Raw genomic sequence first — 19,473 nt, forward strand, 5'->3', positions numbered from 1 at the left:
ATGAGAAAATTAAAGCTGGCTTTTATCGGCGGCGGCCTGAATTCTGCAGTCGGGATGACTCACAAGATAGCCTCGCAGATGGACGGCAGATTTGAATTGACAGCCGGATGTTTCAGCCCTGATAAGTGTATAAACGAGCAAACAGCCAAAGAGTGGCATCCGGAAAGATTGTATGCGACCTGGGTAGAACTATTGGCGGAGGAAAAGAACAAATCTGATGTGCTAGTCGCTTTGACCCCGACGTTGCTTCATGCCGATATTATCGTGGCGGCGGTTAAATCTGGTTATCCAGTTATTTCTGAAAAAGCATTGACCTCTTCCGTTGCCGACGCCAGGAGAATAAAAACGGCCCTTGATGATTTGCAGGGTTACCTGGCTGTGACTTTTAACTATACTGGTTATCCAATGCTCAGGGAATTAAAGTCGGTTATTAAGCAGAATCGCTTGGGAAAGATCCAGCAGATCCAGATCGAGATGCCCCAGGAAGGGTTTGCGCGCCTGGGACAGGACGGCCGGCCGGTGGTGCCGCAGGAATGGAGACTAAGCGACGGCGATATTCCGACCATTTCATTAGACTTAGGTGTTCATCTTCATTCTATCATCTATTTTCTGACGGGTGAGAGACCGCTCGAGGTGACGGCGGTGCAGGACAGTTTTGGCTCTTTTAGGCAGATAATTGATAACGTCATATGCATTGCAAAATATTCTAATGGCCTAATATGTAATATCTGGTATGGCAAAACGGCGCTTGGCTGCCGGAACGGGCTCAAGGTAAGGGTTTACGGTGAACTGGGTTCGGCCGAGTGGTATCAGATGGACCCCGAGCGGCTTTTCCTGCGCGATAACCGGGGACAGGAGCAAGTCCTCGATCGGGGCAGTCTCGGTGTTAACGTCTGCGGGTTGCCGCGTTACGGCAGGTTTAAGGCGGGTCATCCCGCCGGCTTTATCGAGGCCTTCGCCAATCTTTACTGCGATATCGCGGATAGTATCACAGCCTATATGGGAAAATCATCTTATGATGCCGAATATGTTTACGGTATCGATGAAGCGCTGGAAGGTTTATGCATGTTTCAATCAGTCGACAAGGCGGCCAAAAATAAAACATGGGTAAATGTGGAGAGAGATAGCGAATGAAGTTTTCAATTATTATACCGGCTTACAATACGGGAAAATATATTGAGGGCTGTTTGGCCAGCCTGGAGGCTCAGCAAATCGGCGATTATGAAAGGGAAGCCGTCCTGATCGATGATTACTCAACTGACGCCACTCACCGGCTACTCAAGGAATTCCAGGACAAGAACAAAGAGTGGGTCAAACTAGTCAAGAACGGTAAAAATCTTGGCCTCGGGATGACGAGAAACGTTGGGATCGAAAACGCAACAGGCGACTGGCTGATCTTTCTTGATGCCGATGACTCGTTAAGCCCGGCAGGGTTAAAAAAAATATCGGAATATATCCGCTCAAATGATGCTGTTGATATTGTCGGTTTTGATTGGGCGTATGATTCGGCATCTACCATCAACAATGAAAAATATGGTGGACGCTGGGACCTGGACGTCCTGTCTCGGGATAAAGGCGAGTTGATCAAGAACTTTATTTCTTTGAGCATGGAAAATTCTGTCATTTACGCCGCCATGAAAAAAGATCTGTTGACCACCTCCGGCTTGAGGTTTAGAGATGGTTTGCATGAAGATATTGATTTTATGCTCAAGGCATATTGCCATTCGTCTAAGTGCGGGGTGCTGAACCAGCCAATATACCTGAAAAACAATCGAGAAGGTTCGATCGTCAACTCGATCTCAGAGATGCACATTAAAAGCTTTTTTCGCGCGCTTAAAGAAATCCATGATTTTCTGCTGGCACATACTCTATTTACTGATGAGATCTGTCGGTATTTTTATCGTGGCGCCTTGCGAGCTGTCTCAACTGAGGCGAGATATATCTGGCAGGGCGGCGGGCCGGCAGATCGACAAGATAAGCTTTATTTTATGCTCTATGATGAGTTTATCGGCCTGACCAGGCATTGCGGCACGGCGCTGGCCGAGCTGGTAGGTTCTTTTGAGCCTAAATACATGATGATCGCGAAATTCTTTCTGGAATTGATGGGGGAAAAGCCAGTCAGCGTCCAAAAAGAGATCGGCGCCTACCTAAAGGGAATAAATGATAAAAGCTGGGGCTGTTATGATCTCTATAACTCGCTCTTCTTGACTCCGGATGAAATTAGGACTTGCTGTAAGAGATTTTTCGTCAACAACGCAATGAAAGGCGACGTTGTACTGCTTGACCGCCAACGCTGTGAAGATGCAAGCCCTGAAAATATCCTGCTGGAGAAAAGGGGTTTGCATGTCAGAACTAACACTGGCTTGACGGACGAGTGTGTCGGCTGCCCTTACTTGACGTTTAAAAAATGGGGATCGATAAATGATCTCCGAATCGAGTATCTTTCTATTGAATACAACACAGTATGCAACATGCGCTGCAATTATTGCAGTGACCGTTTTTATGGCGGGAAACAGCCGGCCTACAAGGTCGAATCATTATTACAGCAACTATTTGAGCGTGGTAGTTTTAAGACGTGCCGCACGGTGATGTGGGGCGGCGGGGAACCGACGCTTGATGGGAATTTTCCCGCTCTGATCGCCTATATGGCTTCACAGCTCCCGAAGATCAAGCCAAGGATCTTTACCAACGCGACAGTGTTTTCCGAAACGATCGCACGGTTGCTTGAGGGAAATAATATCTTGACCATAACTAGCATTGACGCCGGCCGAGCGGAAACTTTCTATAAAATCAGAAAACATAAAGGTTTTGACCAGGTCTTTGAAAATTTGAAAAGGTATTCGACGTCCAGGCCGGAAAATATGATCATTAAATACATCATAACAGAAGATAACCGCGCTTTTGGCGAGCTGGAGGCTTTTGCCAGCCGCATTCGGCAGTATTCCCTGGAAAGGTGCAATTTCCAAATAAGTGTGAACTTTAAAGAAGAGCATGTTGACCTTGACTCTCTGATCGCCGCGATAGCCCTCTACACGAATTTGCTGGATATTGGCGTGAAGTTCATATTTTTTGACGATCTGTTCTGGCAGAGGATTTCATCTAAACTAAACGCCCACAACGACAAATTTTTGGCGAGAGCAAAAGAATTAGATTTGTTAAGGGCTTTTGCAGACAGCGATGAATATCGAAGCGTCGTCATTTGGGGGGCGGGAATTCAGGCCGGTTTCCTGATCGAAAAATCGGCCTTTTTTAAGAAAGTTAAGATCGAGTACCTGGTTGATAATGCGGCTGAAAAGCTCGGTAAAAAGTTCCACGGCCACGCGGTCTTGCCCCCTGAGACCTTGCTCAACTCCGCTCATCCGGTTTTAATTGCTGCCGTGCAAAATGTGCCTAATATCCTGGATAATTTTTCCAGGCTAGGCATTTCTGAGTCACGGCTGATAAAAGGGCTGGTCATCTGATGAAAAAAAGAATATTTGTAGCCGGCGGTGGCTATGCCGATATCCCGACTGTTCAGGCGGCGAAGTCGCTTGGATATTACGTGATCACCGGCGGGCTGGACAGGAACGGTCTAGCCAACGCTTACTCTGATCAGTATTTTCGGGCGGACAATTCCGATAAAGAAGCTATCCTTTCGGCCGCCAGGGAGCTGAAAGTCAACGCGATCTGTCCCGGCGCCGCCGGCCTCTCGGCGCTTTCCTGCTCGTATGCGGCGGAACAGATGGGCATGCAGCACCTTGATCCCTATGATATCGCTGGCCTTTTGCACCATAAGGACCGGTTCCTGAAGTTTGCGAAAGAGAACGGTATTTCAGCTCCACGGGCCGAAAGTTTTAACGATATCGATCAGGCCAATACTGCGATCGAAAGCTTCACTTTCCCATTAATGATCAAAGCGGCCGATTTGAGCGGCGGCAAGGGAATACTCAAAGTTGCGGACAAATCTGAGGCCAGAGAAGCCGTCGCACGCGCTTTTGCGCGGTCGAGGTCAAAGATTGTGGTCGTCGAAGAATACATCGAAGGGACCAATCACGGCTTTTCAACGATCATCAGGAACGGGCGGGTCGCTTTTCATTTTGCCGACAACGAATATTATTATTTGAACAAATACACCGTGGCTGGCGCCTGCTCTCCCGGCGATGTCCCCGAGTCAGCCGTCAAAACTCTTATCACGAATATTGAAAAGATCTCCACTTTGCTTAAATTAAAGAACGGGATATTCCACCTACAATTCATTCTGAAAGGCGACAGGCCGTATATTATTGATATATGCCGACGGATACCCGGCGATTTGTATGTCAATTTCGTCAAACACGCAGCAGAGATCGATTATCCTCTTTATCTTGTCAAAGCGTTCGCCGGGCTTTGCATTGACGACCTGACGCATAGGCCAGCAAAGCACTTCATTACTCGTCATGTGATCATGGCCGATAGGAACGGGCGGTTTACCGGGGTGGCATTCGATACCGCGATCAAAAAGAATATTATCGATCAATTGGTCATTCTTAAGGTTAATGATGAAATTACCGATTTTATGACACAGCGTGTGGGCATTGTTTTCCTGAAATTCGCTTCGCGTCGTGAGCGCGATGAAGTGACCAGCAGGATCCACGCCCTGGTGAAAGCGGAGGTTAAGAGATGAAGAAACCGTTTATCATTGCTGAGATGTCAGGAAATCACAACCAATCACTTGAGCGGGCGCTCGATATCGTAAGAGTGGCGGCCAAAGCCGGTGTCCACGCTTTAAAAATTCAAACCTACACTGCGGATACCATGACTCTCGATTTAGATAAAGGCGAATTCTTTATCAAGGAGCCCAAAAATCTTTGGAAAGGGAAAAGCTTATATAAACTTTACCAAGAGGCCTATACTCCTTGGGAATGGCATAAACCTATATTTACTCTTTGTAAAAGACTTGGGATAATAGGTTTCAGTACGCCTTTTGACGAAACGGCAGTTGATTTTCTTGAAGGATTGAATGTGCCGATGTACAAGATATCTTCGTTTGAAATTGTCGATATACCTTTGATCCGTAAAGTTGCAAGCACGGGTAAGCCGATAATCATGTCTACGGGTATGGCGACTGTTCAAGAGATCCGCGAAGCAATCATGGCGGCCAAATCAGCTGGTTCCAAGGAAATTACTCTTTTGAAATGTACTAGCGGTTACCCAGCTTCCCCGCTTGATTCGAATTTATTAACTATTCCTGATATGAGGAAAAAATTTAGGTGTGATATTGGAATTTCTGATCACACGCTTGGGCTTGGGGCAGCTATTGCAAGTATTGCATTTGGCTCAACAGTAATAGAAAAGCATTTCACATTATCAAGAGCCGAGGGAGGGGTAGATGCCGCTTTTTCTATGGAGCCGCATGAAATGAGGCAGCTTGTCGAAGAGTCAAAAAATGCTTGGCAAGCTATAGGAGCCGTGAAATATGGTCCGACTGTCGGAGAAAAGATATCATTAAAATATCGTCGCTCGCTTTATGTAACTTGCGATATTAAGGCTGGAGAAATGTTCACTAAGGAAAACATAAAAGCCATACGGCCTGGATTGGGTTTGCCGCCAAAGTATTATGATCGCTTACTTGGTAAAATAGTTAAAAAAAACATTAACAAGGGAACGCCGCTGGATTGGGCGATGGTAAATTAAGAATGGATATTGGTTTGTTGGATTCTCTAAAAATATGGAACTTTCATAACTTGTTAAAGATAATAGGGCGCTGATTATGGAAAATATTCTTGATTGGACGGAACTTTATGACCGCAGGATGATTGTACGGCAAACAAACAAATTAATCGACAGCATTATCAATAAAATATTTGATCTCCAGCTTTCAATACATGTTGGGATGTGCGAATCCGAACTTGCGCTTCTATACCGGTTCCCTATCCATGTTGCTACGAATATTTTTATCGAACGTATGTTGCGCGCTTCTTTTTATATCAGAACAAATAGGCCTTTTTCCTTACAAGGCCCAATGCCGGGAAAAGAGTATTTTGATGATACTGATAATGCAGTATTAAATTGTTATTTTGATCATTCGATAAATTTTGGGCTTCTCAATGGCCTATATTCTCTTCTAAATGATGGCGAATCGAAACATATTAATTATTCGGCGAAGAGATTGTCTCCGCAAAAAGAAATTTTTAAGAATGAACCCATGGGGATAAAAGCATTATTTCGAAAATTACGCAAAGAATCAAGAAATCGATGGGTGAAGATGAAAAAACCAGAAATAATTGGCGAGCTGTCTAATTGGGCGCTTGGTTTTATGTCACATGAAAACCTTTTGGATTTCGACTATAAACCGGCTAAGCGGAGCATTGATCAGTATAGCCGCGAAAAGATCAAGATCGCTTGCCGAGAATGCTTTAGTCTTGCTGTGGGGGATCTTTATTTTGATGTGCCGACAGAGAAAAGAAATGAGATGGCAGATCTTTTTGCCGGATTTATTGATCGAATTTTACCATTTTCTCTGATCGAAGAATTAAATGATCGTTATAAATATTATGAGCTGATGCTAAAAAATTGGAGAATCCTGGAGGTGCATTCTTGCGTTGGATATTATTATAATGAAAATTTTAAGCTCTTCGCGTTCTTGGCAAAACGTGCAGGAGCCATTCTTGTAAGTCATGCCCATGGTTCTGGCAATATTAATCCGTCTTTTAAGCATACCGCAAATGAGTTGCCTTTTCTGGATTATTATTTTTCCTGGGGGGTCACAAATGGATCATGGTTAAAAGGCATGAGTAAGCTTGACAATCTGAAAATAATAGATGCGGGAAGCCATTACCTTTATGGCATGCCTGCTTGGGAAAAGAAGAGGAGCTGTAAAGGCAATTTTACAATACTTTATTCTTCTGGTCCTCTGAGAGATTTTATGGCTGACCTCGAAGAAATTACCCCTGAAAGGAATATGAACCATCGGATGTCTGTATTAATATTGCTTAAAAGAATTTTGCAGGATTATCCTGGGTCGAAGATCATTTATAAGCCTTTTCCTGGAACTTATGCCAACGATCCAATCAAGGAAGTCTGTGCAGAAGAATTAAAGGTTGGAAGAATTCTATTGAGTTCGGACCGTCCGGTTGAGCTTTTCCAGAAGGCGGATCTTGTTCTTTGGGATTCTATTAGTACGGGTTTTGGCGAATCGGCCAGTTCCGGTGTCCCGGCATTAGTTTTTCAAGCAAGGTATGAATATGAATCGGCTTCGTCGCTTGGCAAGGAAATAGACAAGGAACTTGCGGATAAGGGAATCATTTTTTATGATGTTGAAACAGGCGCAATGCGGTGCAAGGTTGCATTGGATGATCCTATCGTCTTTCTGAGTTCGAGCAGACCTGCGATCAAAAAATATCAAGAAGCAGCTGCTTGGCCGGTAAATAAAGAAGCCTTTTGTGCGAAGATGAAAGATGCTTTGCGGATACAAGGATAATGTTTGGTTGAGATAGGGCCCAAAACAAAGGTAGTGCCTGGGTGGCTAATATTGGCTATTATTGACTAAGATATGCTTTTGTTGACATGATGTGAATAGGTGATATAATTTAATTAGGAGCAAATGCGTCTTTATAAAGAGCGTAGAATACAATGAATAATAGCAATTTAATAATACTTGAATCTCTTGATGAAGCTAAAAGGTTTATTAATGTTCTTTGCGTTAAAGATAATCGCTTATTAAATAGTATTATTATTTCTTTAACGCCTAATATCAGATATTATCTTAAGAAAAATGGCGTAGGAAGCGTGAATACGTCTGAAATTATCGATGAGCGATCATTTAATGAAATAATGGATAAGAGTTGTGAATTAGAAGATTATATTAGGGAATATGCCAAAAATAGCGCATATGAGATGCCAGAAGAATATTTTTTAAGCGCATATTTCCATTATTTAAGGCAGATCTGGAGGTATTTCTTATTTAATATCGAATTGATCGGAAAATCATTGGATGTTAAGAAACCTCAAAGGATATATTCGTTTAAATATAAAAAAGTAATTTCTTGTTCTCCTTGGATCGATAGGGCTCAACTTTATATTGGGGATATTGCCGAACAAATATGCCGAAACAATGGGATAGAGTTTGTTGGTTTTGCCTCACAAGATATGCAAATTGAAAATGAATTCAAATTACACGGAACCAACTCGCCTTATCATAAATTATGCGATCAAATAAGTTATTGTATTTTTTCGATCGCAACTTATATTATGTCGAAGAAGAAAACCCTTTTGGTCTCAAACTTTTCATATAATATGAATTTAGTCTGTGCGGGGTTGTCGGCCAAATCAAAAGACATTAAAATATGTCAATATTATCTTGGCTCATCCGGGGCATTGGAGATTTTGAGGGCGATTAAGCAGCTTTATAATGCGAGCTTTAAGAAAAAGAACAAGAAAGGCTCCTCTTCTTATCATTCGGATTTTGCATTATCTGTCCAAACATATGCTAAATATTTTGAGAAATTATATGATAATGGTATTGCTAAGCGTTATCTTGAAACAACTTTAAAGAATATCAAGACATTGGGTCATGTTGGAATATACAAAGGGGTAGACATTGCGGGGTTATTGCATCAAAAGGTTGAGACGGACCTAATTCCTTATATGCTAAGAATTCATTTCCAAGCCTTCGGTTTGAAAATGGGAATTCAAGCCCTTAAACCAAACTATGTGGTATCACAAATGAATTTTGGGATCAACGGAGCGTTAGGTGAGGCATGCCGTGAATTAGGTCTCCCGTCAGTCTTGATCAGCCACGGCTCCCATGTTTTACATGAAGATAAATATTCCGCAAGGGAGCATCAGATCCTCGCCAAAAATATCCTTGTTGGAGATTATAAATATCTTGCGGTCCAGTCTCCCTATGCAAGGGACTTAGCGCTGAAAATGACGAATGCACCGGAGAAGATCGTTTGTATCAAGCCTCTTCTTTGGGGAAGGACAAAAATTCCTCCCCATAGAACCAATCCATCTCAATTGACTATTGTTCATGCCGGCACTTTTAAACTTCGGCACAATCGCCGGTATATTTATGAAACTTCAGACGAATTTCTTCAAAGTTTGATAGATCTGTGCGAGGTCGTTTCAGGTTTGCCGCATTTGAAATTGATAATCAAGATAAGGCCGGATATTTTTGAGCTTCCATTTGATGCTATAAAGATGTTCTTGCCTTCTTCTTCAAATATTGTCATTGAAACCCAAGCGCCCTTCCTTGATGTCTTGAAAATTGCCAATCTCCTCGTTAGTTTTTCTTCTACTACTATCGAAGAAGCTCTTAATAATAATATTCCTGTCCTGCTTTACGGCGGCGGAGGCCGTTATGCTCATATTCCGACTAATCCTTTTTCAGACAGTAATGAAAAGATCGAGCAAGCAGTTACTTTTGCGAAAAATAAAGAAAGTCTGAAAAAATATCTGACCATGTTGGATCAAAAACATTCTTCCCTCAAGATATCCGAAATAGAATTTAAGAAACATTGTTTTGGCAATACGGAAGCGGTTGATTTTAGTGATTGGTTCTTGAAGCTCAGCCATTGCAAAATGGAGGGAAAATAATTATGGATCGTTCGTTGAATGTGCTTGTGGTTGGCGCAGGGATGTATGTATGCGGTAGAGGGACAGACGGTTATGGTACTATCTTGCCCGCGCTGTATCAGGCTAAAAAATCAGGATTGCTCGGAGAGGTCAAGGTCGCTTCTGCGGGTGCGGCAGGGCTAAAAGAACTCGAAGAAAAGAACCACCTGCTTGCGCGAATGTTTGGTTTTAAGCTTAATATTAAATGCTTTTCTGATGACAAGACTGCCGGTACTAAGTCCTATAATAAAGCTGTTTCAAAAGGGATACTTCCGGATTGCGCGATCATTTCGATCCCGGACCATCTTCATTATGAAGTCGCATCCTTTTTGATGAAGAAAAAAATATCTTGTTTGGTCGTTAAGCCGCTCGCACCGACTCTGAAAGAGGTGAAAAAGCTTATCCAAATTCAAAATGAAAACGAGTTATATTGTGCGGTCGAGTTTCATAAGCGCTTTGATCGATCAAATCTGAAATTGAAGGATATCCTCGCTGGAGGAGCGCTTGGAGATCCTCTATATTTTGTGGTAGAATATAGCCAGAGAAAAAGCGTTCCAACGGAAAAGTTTAAGTCTTGGGTTCGGCGAACGAATATCTTCCAATATTTGGGGATCCATTACATAGATATTATTTATTTTGCAACACGTGCAATTCCTCAAAAGGTGATGGCTTTAGGACAAAAGAATTTTCTTGTTTCTAAAGGTGTCAATACTTACGATTCGATCCAATGCATTGTCGAATGGAAGCTTCCCGTAGGTAATAAATTCACCAGTACGATCATGGTGAACTGGATCGATCCGGAATGCACGTCCGCGATGTCGGACCAGAAGATAAAAGTGATCGGGACAAAAGGAAGATATGAGGCTGACCAGAAAAACAGGGGCATCTGCATTGTGACCGATGAGGGGGGCGTCGAAGAACCCAATCCTGATTTCTGCGGACATTACGGCTCTATCGGTGAAGTGAATTATCAAGGATATGGGATTGACAGCATTTTGCAGTATTTTGATGATATTTGTAAAATAAAAAGAGGCTTTTTGACTGTAAATGGTTTAGAAGATACGAGACCGACCTTTAAGCAATCGCTAATTCCGACAAAGGTGCTGGAAAGCGCGAATCAGAGTTTGAGGAGCAACGGCAAATGGATCAATTTAAGGTGAAAAACACCGTGGATTTTCTGATAATCATACCGCCTGCGGATACGGTTAAAACTATCTATCCGCCCTATGGTTCTATGTATATTGCCAGCGCTTTAAGAAATAAAGGTTTTAATCCAAAACTATTGAACATTGATCTGGAACGGATCACGAATGCAGAAATAATTGAAAGAATTCGGATTCTAGATCCTAAATATATAGGCTTTAGCGGTATTGTAGCGCCATCTTATAAGTACTTGAAGGAATTGAGCCGGGAATTAAAAAACGCTTTTCCGGAAAAAAAACAGATACTGGGCGGTGGGCTGGCGTCGGCCGCTGCCGTATTATTTAATAATACGCCGATCGATATAATCGTTAAAGGAGAAGGGGATATTACGATCGTAGAGTTGATTGAGGGGCTGAATAATGGGAGGAGTTTGGAAAATATTCCTGGCATTTATTACAGGAACGATCTTTCTTATAATTTCACGGGCGACAGAAGATTAATAACGAATCTTGATTCTCTTCCTTACCCTGCGTTTGATCTGATAGACCTAGATCATTATTTACCCGATGGTCTAGAATTCATGAGAAAATTCACAAAAAAAATAAAGAACAATAGTTTGCTTGATCCCAAAAGAAAAAGAAGAATGATCACGATCGCCACCAGCAGGGGATGTTTTGGGCAATGTAGTTTTTGTTTCAGGGCGTATGCCGGTTTGAGGCTGTTTTCATTAAAGTATATTTTTGATCTTGTGGAGTATTGCATCAAGAAATATGGTGTCGGATTTTTCTCGTTTGGCGATGAATGTTTTGCCCCTAACAAGCAGAGGAACTGGCAGTTTATTGAAGAATTCAAAAGGAGAAAATTGGATGTGCCGTTCAGGATACTCGGAATGCGCGTTGATACCGTGGACAAAGAAATAATAGAGGCCTATAAAGAGATCGGGTGTTGGATGATCGAGTATGGCTTTGAATCTGGCAGCCAAAAAATGCTTAACATCATGGATAAAAGGGTAAACGTAGAGCAAAATCGCCGAGTGGGACGGTGGACATATGAAGCAGGTATTTACACTTCACCCACTATTGTGCTGGCAATGCCGGGAGAATCTGATCGTACGGTACGGGAGTCGATCGATTTTTTAAAATCTCTAAACTTTAATTTCAAACAATACCAATATACCTACGCCCTACCCATACCTGGTTCGCCGCTTTATGATTTTGCTAGATTGTCAGGCGCAATAGAAGATGAAGATGAATACCTTACTTCTTTAACTGGATCTGTTTCGGGGGCAGGAGTTTTTCATGTGAATTTGACCGATGAGCCAGATGAGGTTGTCGCGGGGTGGAGCAAGAAGATAGTTGCCGAGGTTGACGGGCATTATTTTATAAGTAAATATAAGATACGTTTTCTAGTATGGTTATTTATTCTTCTTGGTAAAATTAAATATCATATTGACAAGAACAGTCTATTCGCGATATTTAAAAAGAAAATCTTCGGATTGTTTTCAATAAGTCTTGCGCCTAAGATGCAAGTTGATGCTGCTGCAGTGAAAAGGATCAGCAAATTTAGGAAAAGAAAAGAATTGAGTTTTGAAAAATTCTGCGAGGGATTTAGCAATTCAACAATAAATCGCGATTTAGCTCTAAAAAAGATAAATCAAAGGATAAGCCCTGCCAATGAATAATAAAAGCATAGTTGCAATGATCCCTGCTCGTATGGGCAGCACAAGACTTGCCAGAAAGAACCTAGCGCTGTTGAATGGGAAACCGCTTATTTATTACGCGATCGAAGCGGCAAAACAAGCAGGTGTTTTCTCGAGAATTGTCGTAAATTCAGAGGATCCCGTTTTTGGCAACATAGCGAATAATTACGGCGTGGATTTTTATCTGCGTCCTGCGCCGCTGGGCGGATCAGATGCCAGGTCTGATGAAGTTATTTATGATTTTATGAAGCATAATTCAGCGGAAGTAACGGTATGGGTTAATACTACTTCGCCTCTTCAAACTGGAGATGAAATTAAGCGTGCGGTTGGTTATTTCAGCGATGGAAGGTTTGATAGCCTCATTACTGTAAAGGAAGAGCAGGTTCATGCTCTCTATGACGGCAAGCCGCTTAACTTCAAAGAAAATGAGCTATTCGCAAAAACGCAGGACCTGTCCCCTGTTCAACGATTTGTTTATTCTGTCATGATATGGAGAAACCAGACTTTCCTGGAGATATACAAAAACCAAGGATATGCACTGTTATGCGGCAAGACTGGTTATTTCCCTGTAAGCAAAGAAACTTCGCTTATTGTTAAAACGGAAGATGATTTGCGTCTGATCGAGTATATTTTGGCGGGTAAAAATGTGCGTCGGGATTATCAAGTACGACATGAAACAATCAATGTAGAGGCGCGCTTTGAATAAATTAAACATTAGTTCCGCTATTTTATCCAAACGCTTTAAGGACGACGGAAGAGCTGAGGAATTGTTGGGTTTTCCAATGATTCGAATAAGAAATGAAATATCTGACCGGATCAAAAATGGGACGATTAAACGAGTTCGCCGCGAAAAATGTCCACTTTGTTGTGGGCAAAAATTTGTGCTGATTGCAAAAAAAGATCGGCTGGGGCTTCCTCTGGAAACGCTCATTTGCGATATTTGCGGCCTGGTGTTTTCCGGATCTTTCTTTAGTGCCAGCGGAGAGGATTTGTATTACTCAAATTACTGCAACCTGCTTAAAAATATAGGGCGCAGTCCAGATCAAATGTTTGCGGCAAGGACAGGTACGGATTCATACGCATGGAAAAGATACCGCTGGATAAAAAATGCTTTGGGTGGCAAATTTAATAATATAAGGACCATTATGGAGGTAGGATGCAACGATGGATGCAACCTATATCCATACCATCTAAATGGGTTTAATGTTATAGGATGTGACTTTGATGAGGTAAGGATGGCGCCCGGCCGATCCAAAGGAATGACCATGCTAAAGGGAGGGATCGAACAACTGCGGAAACTTTCCCAAACGGCGGATTTGCTTATTTTTTCTCACGTATTAGAACATTTGTCAGATATTGATCGTGCCTTGAGCGAAGCGAAAGAATTACTTTCTTCTGATGGGAGAATTTATATTGAAGTGCCGGGATTTAAGCGTTGGAATCGGGCCCGTTCAGAAGCAATTTCAGATGAATGGCTTGTTAGCGGGAATAATTTTCTTTCTTATCTTCAGATGGAGCACAACTTTTGTTTTGAAGCGCGGACATTAAACTTTTTTGCTTTTCGCAACGGTTTGATAGCAGAAAAGGGAGATGAGTTTGTTCGCGCTCTTTATAGGAGAGCAAATTGTCGAGATCAATTTTCGACTGAAAATAAAGAATACGGATATGGGGTCTATAACTATATTTTAGGAGTTGAAAAGGATTATCAAAAAAGCAATCCACTATGGAAGAGATTTGGACGATCCATAAGAAATATCTTGAGGGCGGGAAATGGATAAAAAGAATGTTTCTATAATTATTAGGTCTCATAACGAAGAGAAATGGATCGCGGCTTGCCTGCAGGCCGTCTTCAAGCAAGATTATAGGGACTTTGAGGTAATACTTATTGACAACAAGAGCAGTGATAAGACTGTCAAAAAAGCACAGGCATTTCCGGTTAAAATAGTTTCAATCGATAATTTCTTGCCTGGCAAAGCGATCAATATTGGCATAGAAAATTCAACCGGTAAGTATGTTGTCTGTCTTTCGGCCCATTGTATCCCGGTCGATAACTGTTGGCTTTCGAATCTGCTCAAGGATTTTGATGATGACAAGGTTGCCGGTGTTTATGGCCGGCAGGAACCGATGGCATTCACTTCCGATACCGATAAACGCGACCTGATAACAGTTTTTGGCCTTGACAGAAAAGTGCAATTCAAGGACAGTTTTTTCCACAACGCCAATAGTATGTTCCGCAGGGATGTCTGGGGGAAAATACCGTTTGATGAAAACATCTCGAATATTGAAGATCGAATTTGGGCAAGAGATGTACTCAAGGCAGGGTATAAAATTATTTATGAGCCCGACGCTAGTGTTTATCATTGGCATGGGATCCACCAGAACCAAAATCTAGAACGTTGCACTAATGTTGTAAAGATAATAGAGAATCTTAATGGTTTGGACGGTCGAAACTATAATCACCTTCAACTCAAGGACCTAAATATTTTAGCCTTGATCCCTGTAAAAGGTGAAAGTTGTATGCTTGGTGGGCGGTCATTGTTGGAATACGCTATCAACAGCGTAAAGGAATCACAATTTGTCAAACAAATAGTTGTTTACACTGATTCAGATGAACACGCCGACCTCGCCAGGAAATTAGGTGCTAATGTGCCGTTTATGAGGGACAGCTCACTTTCGGCAGAGCATATAGGGCTAGAAAATGTTTTTCAGCAAGCCGTTTTAGAATTGGAAAACAAAGGGATAATGGCCGACATAATTGTTACTTTAGAGGTGACTTTTCCTTTTCGGCCAAAAGGGTTTATTGACCAGTTGATCATAAGACTTGTCAAGGAAGGTTTGGATAGCGTGGTTGCGGCTAGGACGGAATTCGGTTCCTGTTGGGTAAAAGAGCCTGAAGGATTGAAGCAAGTTGATTCCGGTTTTGTTCCCAGGAAATTCAAGGAGCCGGTCTATGTAAGCATCAAAGGTCTCGCCTGCGCGACCCATCCACAATTTTTACGGGAAGGGCGGCTTCTAGGAGAAAAAGTCGGCATTGTTGAAATCAATGATCCATATGCCTCTATCGAAGTAAGAAATGAAGAAGGGTTGCGGTTTGCCGGACTATTAGTAGATAATTGGTCGGACAGGAATATTAAATGAAAGAAATTTTAGCCTCTGATAGTAATATCAAAGAATTATTCTTAAGTATTTTGGAAAAAGAAAATGTCCGTCCCGATGTTGCCAAATTTTTAGTCGAGGGGATCGTTCAGGCTTCACTTCGTGGGGTTGATTCGCACGGAATCAGATTGTTCCATCATTATCTGCAAGGATTTATCCACGGCCGGTTGAATAGAGATCCGAAATATGATTTTAAACTTACTTCGCCTTCAACTGGAAAACTCGATGGTGATCATGCCCCTGGCCACGCGGCAGGAGCTGAAGGGATGATGAAAGCGATCGGGATAGCTAGCACAAACGGGATCGGTGCGGTTGCCGTTCACAATTCCAGCCATTTTGGAGCAGCGGCCTATTTTGCTCATATGGCTGCGGGTGAAGATATGATTGGCTTGAGTTTTACCCATGCGACAGCCCATGTAGTCCCTTTCGGCGGCTTGAGGCCATTTTTAGGTAATAATCCGATCTGCTTAGTTGCGCCATGTGAAGGTGAGTATCCATTTTGTCTTGATATGGCAACAACTGTTGCGACATTTAATAAAGTCCAGCAATATAAAGAACTAGGAAATGAAATGCCTCCTGGCTGGGGAGTAGATGAAAAAGGGAACGAAACAAATGACCCGAACGATCTAAGAAGCCTTCTTCCAATTGGCGGATATAAGGGATTCGGCCTAAGCATGATGGTTGAAATACTTTGTGGTCTTTTGACAGGATCTCCCTTTGGCCCCAACGTCAGTGCGATGTTCGGAACGCCGATGGACGCGAAGCGATTACTTGGTCATTTCTTTTTGGCGATAAGGATCGATGCATTTGAAGATCCGATTATGTTTAAAAGCCGATTGAAGAAAATGGTGGACGAATTGAGAAGCGAGCCATCCAAGGATCCGGAAAAACCCATTATTGCGCCGGGTGATCCGGAGAAAAAAACATGGAAGAAACGCTCAAAAGAGGGTATACCGGTGCCAGAAATGGTATTAAACCAATTCAAGCAACTGGCGGGTAACTATAAGGTGCCTTTTAATTTATAATGGAGAAAAACATGAAAATGTCTGGTAAGTCTATCGAAACAATAAAGTATTTTATTTCAAAAAAATGGCGAGCAATGGTCGTGATCCTTATCCTGAGCTTTTTGGTCGCATTTTTTGAAAGTCTTTCCGCGGTGGTAGTTTACCCTGTGCTGTCTGTGTTAGTGCCTGAAACTGCTGTTGAGGCGGGAGCCGGACAATTCATCGCTATTATGAATTTGATAACACATAATTCATTTTTTTCCCCTTTAGTTACAGTTGTGCTGATATTGTTCAGCCTTACACTCCTTAAATTATCATTGAGTTATTTCAATACGGTATTCTCAGGCTTATACGCAGGCAGGATTTTCCAAGAAACGCAGATCAAGATGATGTCTGTACTGTTGAATTCCGATTACCAGTTTTTGATCAATACCAAAAAGGGGGATCTTGTTTTCCGGCTCACAACTGCGCCGGGATATGTGAGCAAAGTAATTGGGATGCTCACATTAATGCTTGTTGAACTCCTAAAAACCGCAATGATGCTCATTGTGCTTTTCGTGGTTTCACCTGTGGTAACGGTTATTCTATTGGCTGCTTCCTCCATTTATTATTTTGTGACCAAGTCAATTGCCCAGCGGGTTTCATATGGAACGGGAAGTGGACGGGCTGTTAGCGCTTCAAATCAGACAATCCATGCCATGAATGCGCTTAAAGGGATAAAAAGCATTCGCCTTTTTGGCGTCGTCAGCCATTGGATCGAAATGTTCAGCCGGGAATGCATGAATTTCTATCATTATGCCTTAAAAGATCTGGTTATCAGCAGCCTGCCGGCAAGCCTGCTGGAACTAGTTTATATCTCTTTCCTTTGTGTCATGGTCGTTTATTTCAGCAATGTTAAGGGAGGCGTGCTCGGCAGTTTGCCGATGATCGGCGTATTTGTTTATTCACTGCTTAAGATCATGCCTTCGTTAAGATTGTTAAGCAGTTATGGTATGGGGCTGATGGCGATCCTCCCTAATGCTGAAGCTGCTTACTTGGCGATCAGGGAAGCGGAGGAGCACCGAGACCATCTTGGAGGGAACAGGCAATTGAAGAAATTCACTTCGGAAATCGAGATCAGGGAAGTGACCTTCAATTACCAGAACGCAAAAAAACCAGCAGTTATTGATGTGTCTTTTACTGTGAAACGAGGAGAATTTATTGGCATCATTGGTTCTTCCGGATCAGGAAAAACAACATTGCTTGATCTTTTGTCCGGATTGTTAAACCCGACGTCCGGCCGGATATTGATTGATGGAATTCCGATTGTTGATTATCTGCCAGCTTCGCTCTGCGAGCATATCGGCTATGTCGGACAGGAAACATTCTTTTTTAATGATACTATAAGAAATAATATCCTTTTCGGTCGGGCAGGGTTTGATGAGAAAAATGTCAAGGAAGCGCTGAAAAAAGCCGATATCCTCGATTTTATTTTAGGTCTTCAGGGCGGCCTTGATTTTATTCTGGCAGATGATGGTATGAAGATTTCGGGCGGACAGCGCCAGCGTCTTTCCATTGCACGAGCCTTGCTCCGCAACCCGGAAATTATCCTGCTTGATGAAGCGACCAGCGCACTCGATCACTTAGCCGAAGAAAATGTCATGGAAACAATCCTTAAACTGGTCAGGGAAGAGGGGAAAACGGTGATCTTTGTTACGCATCGGAAAAGCGCGATCAAGGATGCTAACAGGGTGGTTGAAATGAGAGATGGAAGGATTATCGATATTATTGTGCGCGAACCGATCAGGGAAATGATCCAAAAGGTGCGGATATATAATGAATAAAAAGTTAATTAAAATAGGGGACCATTTGATCGGGAAAAATCAGCCGGTATTTATAATTGCCGAAGCGGGCGTCAATCATAACGGCAGTTTAAAGCGGGCGAAGAAAATGGTGATTGCCGCTAAAAAGATTGGGGCGGACGCGATAAAATTTCAAACCTTTATTGCCGAGGAACTGGTCACGAAAGATGCGCCGAAAGCAGAATATCAAAAAAGGCAAAGCGGCGTAGGATCGCAATATGAGATGCTCAAATCCCTGGAATTGTCGGAAATGGATTTTGTGGAACTGCAGCATTTTTGCAGCAAGCAAGGTATAATCTTTTTATCGACTCCATTTGAATTGCGAAGCGCGGAGCTTCTCGATCGGCTTCAGGTGCCGGCGTTCAAGATAAGTTCCGGCGAGTTGACCAATCTGCCGCTCCTTTCAAAAATAGCGGCTTTTGGCAAGCCCATCATATTATCAACCGGGATGTCAAATTTAAGCGAGATCAGAGAGGCCGTGGACGAGATTTATGCCGAGGGGAACCGGAAGTTGATTTTGCTGCACTGCACCTCAAATTATCCTACCAGACCGGAAAATGTCAACCTGCTGGCAATGGAAACCATGAGAAGGGCATTTAGTGTTCCCATTGGATATTCGGATCACACACTGGGGATTGAGATAGCGGTCGCGGCCGTCGCCCTCGGAGCCTGTGTGATTGAAAAGCATTTTACGCTTGACCGGAATCTGCCAGGGCCTGATCATCAAGTGTCGCTGGAGCCGGAAGAATTCAAAGCAATGGTTGCGACAGTCAGGAACACTGAACAGGCGCTGGGCAGCGGAAAAAAAGAACCGCGGTTTTCAGAACGGAAGATTGCAAAGGTCGCCAGGAAAAGCTTGGTTGCCGCCAGCAATATTCCCGGCGGTACTAAGCTGATCGCAGAAATGTTGACCGTCAAACGGCCAGGGACAGGGATCTCGCCAGAATATATTAGCGTTGTTCTTGGCAAAATCACCCGGCGGGCGCTGAAGCGGGATACCGTTATTTCGTGGGGAATGATCCGATGAACGTTGGTAATCAAGAATTAATTGGATATT

The 19,473-nt window shown here is 42.8% G+C and carries 14 protein-coding genes; all 14 read left to right on the forward strand.

From position 1 onward, the window contains the following. The 14 genes from HZC34_07785 to neuB all read left to right on the forward strand — a co-directional run bounded on the left by HZC34_07785 (window position 1) and on the right by neuB (window position 19,443). Window positions 1-1,134, forward strand: coding sequence for a Gfo/Idh/MocA family oxidoreductase (locus HZC34_07785; GenBank protein MBI5701720.1), 1,134 nt, complete (start codon window positions 1-3; stop codon window positions 1,132-1,134). Then, window positions 1,131-3,461 carry a glycosyltransferase gene (locus HZC34_07790; GenBank protein MBI5701721.1) on the forward strand — a complete coding sequence of 777 codons (2,331 nt, stop codon included), beginning with the start codon at window positions 1,131-1,133 and terminating at the stop codon, window positions 3,459-3,461. The genes HZC34_07785 and HZC34_07790 overlap by 4 nt, the downstream gene beginning before the upstream one ends. Further along, a complete protein-coding gene (locus HZC34_07795; GenBank protein ID MBI5701722.1) occupies window positions 3,461-4,642 on the forward strand; it encodes an ATP-grasp domain-containing protein in 1,182 nt (393 codons plus the stop codon). Before HZC34_07790 ends, HZC34_07795 begins: the two co-directional genes overlap by 1 nt. Next, on the forward strand, window positions 4,639-5,652 hold the full coding sequence (pseI, locus tag HZC34_07800; protein ID MBI5701723.1) for a pseudaminic acid synthase: 1,014 nt from the start codon (window positions 4,639-4,641) through the stop codon (window positions 5,650-5,652). Before HZC34_07795 ends, pseI begins: the two co-directional genes overlap by 4 nt. Before the next feature lie 76 nt (window positions 5,653-5,728). Beyond that, a complete protein-coding gene (locus HZC34_07805) occupies window positions 5,729-7,438 on the forward strand; it encodes a hypothetical protein (GenBank protein MBI5701724.1) in 1,710 nt (569 codons plus the stop codon). Window positions 7,439-7,590: 152 nt separating this feature from the next. Then, complete coding sequence (locus tag HZC34_07810; GenBank protein ID MBI5701725.1) at window positions 7,591-9,555, forward strand: hypothetical protein; 1,965 nt, start codon at window positions 7,591-7,593, stop codon at window positions 9,553-9,555. 2 nt (window positions 9,556-9,557) lie between these two features. Continuing rightward, window positions 9,558-10,733, forward strand: a complete 1,176-nt coding sequence (locus tag HZC34_07815; protein MBI5701726.1) for a Gfo/Idh/MocA family oxidoreductase — start codon at window positions 9,558-9,560, stop codon at window positions 10,731-10,733. Then, entirely contained in the window at window positions 10,715-12,397 is a 1,683-nt protein-coding gene (locus HZC34_07820) for a cobalamin B12-binding domain-containing protein (protein MBI5701727.1), read from the forward strand. Before HZC34_07815 ends, HZC34_07820 begins: the two co-directional genes overlap by 19 nt. After that, window positions 12,390-13,121: a hypothetical protein gene (locus tag HZC34_07825; GenBank protein MBI5701728.1), complete on the forward strand. Its 732-nt coding sequence runs from the start codon at window positions 12,390-12,392 to the stop codon at window positions 13,119-13,121. Before HZC34_07820 ends, HZC34_07825 begins: the two co-directional genes overlap by 8 nt. A gap of 76 nt (window positions 13,122-13,197) precedes the next feature. Further along, on the forward strand, window positions 13,198-14,193 hold the full coding sequence (locus tag HZC34_07830) for a methyltransferase domain-containing protein (protein MBI5701729.1): 996 nt from the start codon (window positions 13,198-13,200) through the stop codon (window positions 14,191-14,193). After that, window positions 14,186-15,553 carry a glycosyltransferase gene (locus HZC34_07835; protein MBI5701730.1) on the forward strand — a complete coding sequence of 456 codons (1,368 nt, stop codon included), beginning with the start codon at window positions 14,186-14,188 and terminating at the stop codon, window positions 15,551-15,553. Before HZC34_07830 ends, HZC34_07835 begins: the two co-directional genes overlap by 8 nt. Beyond that, on the forward strand, window positions 15,550-16,596 hold the full coding sequence (locus HZC34_07840; protein MBI5701731.1) for an Ldh family oxidoreductase: 1,047 nt from the start codon (window positions 15,550-15,552) through the stop codon (window positions 16,594-16,596). Before HZC34_07835 ends, HZC34_07840 begins: the two co-directional genes overlap by 4 nt. A gap of 11 nt (window positions 16,597-16,607) precedes the next feature. Further along, a complete protein-coding gene (locus tag HZC34_07845; protein MBI5701732.1) occupies window positions 16,608-18,398 on the forward strand; it encodes an ABC transporter ATP-binding protein in 1,791 nt (596 codons plus the stop codon). After that, complete coding sequence (gene neuB, locus HZC34_07850) at window positions 18,391-19,443, forward strand: N-acetylneuraminate synthase (GenBank protein MBI5701733.1); 1,053 nt, start codon at window positions 18,391-18,393, stop codon at window positions 19,441-19,443. The genes HZC34_07845 and neuB overlap by 8 nt, the downstream gene beginning before the upstream one ends. Window positions 19,444-19,473: the final 30 nt, after the last annotated feature.

The organism is Candidatus Saganbacteria bacterium (assembly GCA_016223245.1).
Classification (GTDB): Bacteria; Margulisbacteria; WOR-1; order XYC2-FULL-46-14; family XYC2-FULL-37-10; genus JACRPL01.

Coding starts and splice junctions, on each gene's coding strand:
- pseI (MBI5701723.1), top strand. CDS start 4,639: ATGAAGAAACCGTTTATCATTGCTGAGATGTCAGGAAATCACAACCAA.
- HZC34_07830 (MBI5701729.1), top strand. CDS start 13,198: ATGATTCGAATAAGAAATGAAATATCTGACCGGATCAAAAATGGGACG.
- HZC34_07785 (MBI5701720.1), top strand. CDS start 1: ATGAGAAAATTAAAGCTGGCTTTTATCGGCGGCGGCCTGAATTCTGCA.
- HZC34_07845 (MBI5701732.1), top strand. CDS start 16,608: ATGAAAATGTCTGGTAAGTCTATCGAAACAATAAAGTATTTTATTTCA.
- HZC34_07815 (MBI5701726.1), top strand. CDS start 9,558: ATGGATCGTTCGTTGAATGTGCTTGTGGTTGGCGCAGGGATGTATGTA.
- HZC34_07795 (MBI5701722.1), top strand. CDS start 3,461: ATGAAAAAAAGAATATTTGTAGCCGGCGGTGGCTATGCCGATATCCCG.
- HZC34_07805 (MBI5701724.1), top strand. CDS start 5,729: ATGGAAAATATTCTTGATTGGACGGAACTTTATGACCGCAGGATGATT.
- HZC34_07820 (MBI5701727.1), top strand. CDS start 10,715: ATGGATCAATTTAAGGTGAAAAACACCGTGGATTTTCTGATAATCATA.
- HZC34_07825 (MBI5701728.1), top strand. CDS start 12,390: ATGAATAATAAAAGCATAGTTGCAATGATCCCTGCTCGTATGGGCAGC.
- HZC34_07790 (MBI5701721.1), top strand. CDS start 1,131: ATGAAGTTTTCAATTATTATACCGGCTTACAATACGGGAAAATATATT.
- HZC34_07840 (MBI5701731.1), top strand. CDS start 15,550: ATGAAAGAAATTTTAGCCTCTGATAGTAATATCAAAGAATTATTCTTA.
- neuB (MBI5701733.1), top strand. CDS start 18,391: ATGAATAAAAAGTTAATTAAAATAGGGGACCATTTGATCGGGAAAAAT.
- HZC34_07810 (MBI5701725.1), top strand. CDS start 7,591: ATGAATAATAGCAATTTAATAATACTTGAATCTCTTGATGAAGCTAAA.
- HZC34_07835 (MBI5701730.1), top strand. CDS start 14,186: ATGGATAAAAAGAATGTTTCTATAATTATTAGGTCTCATAACGAAGAG.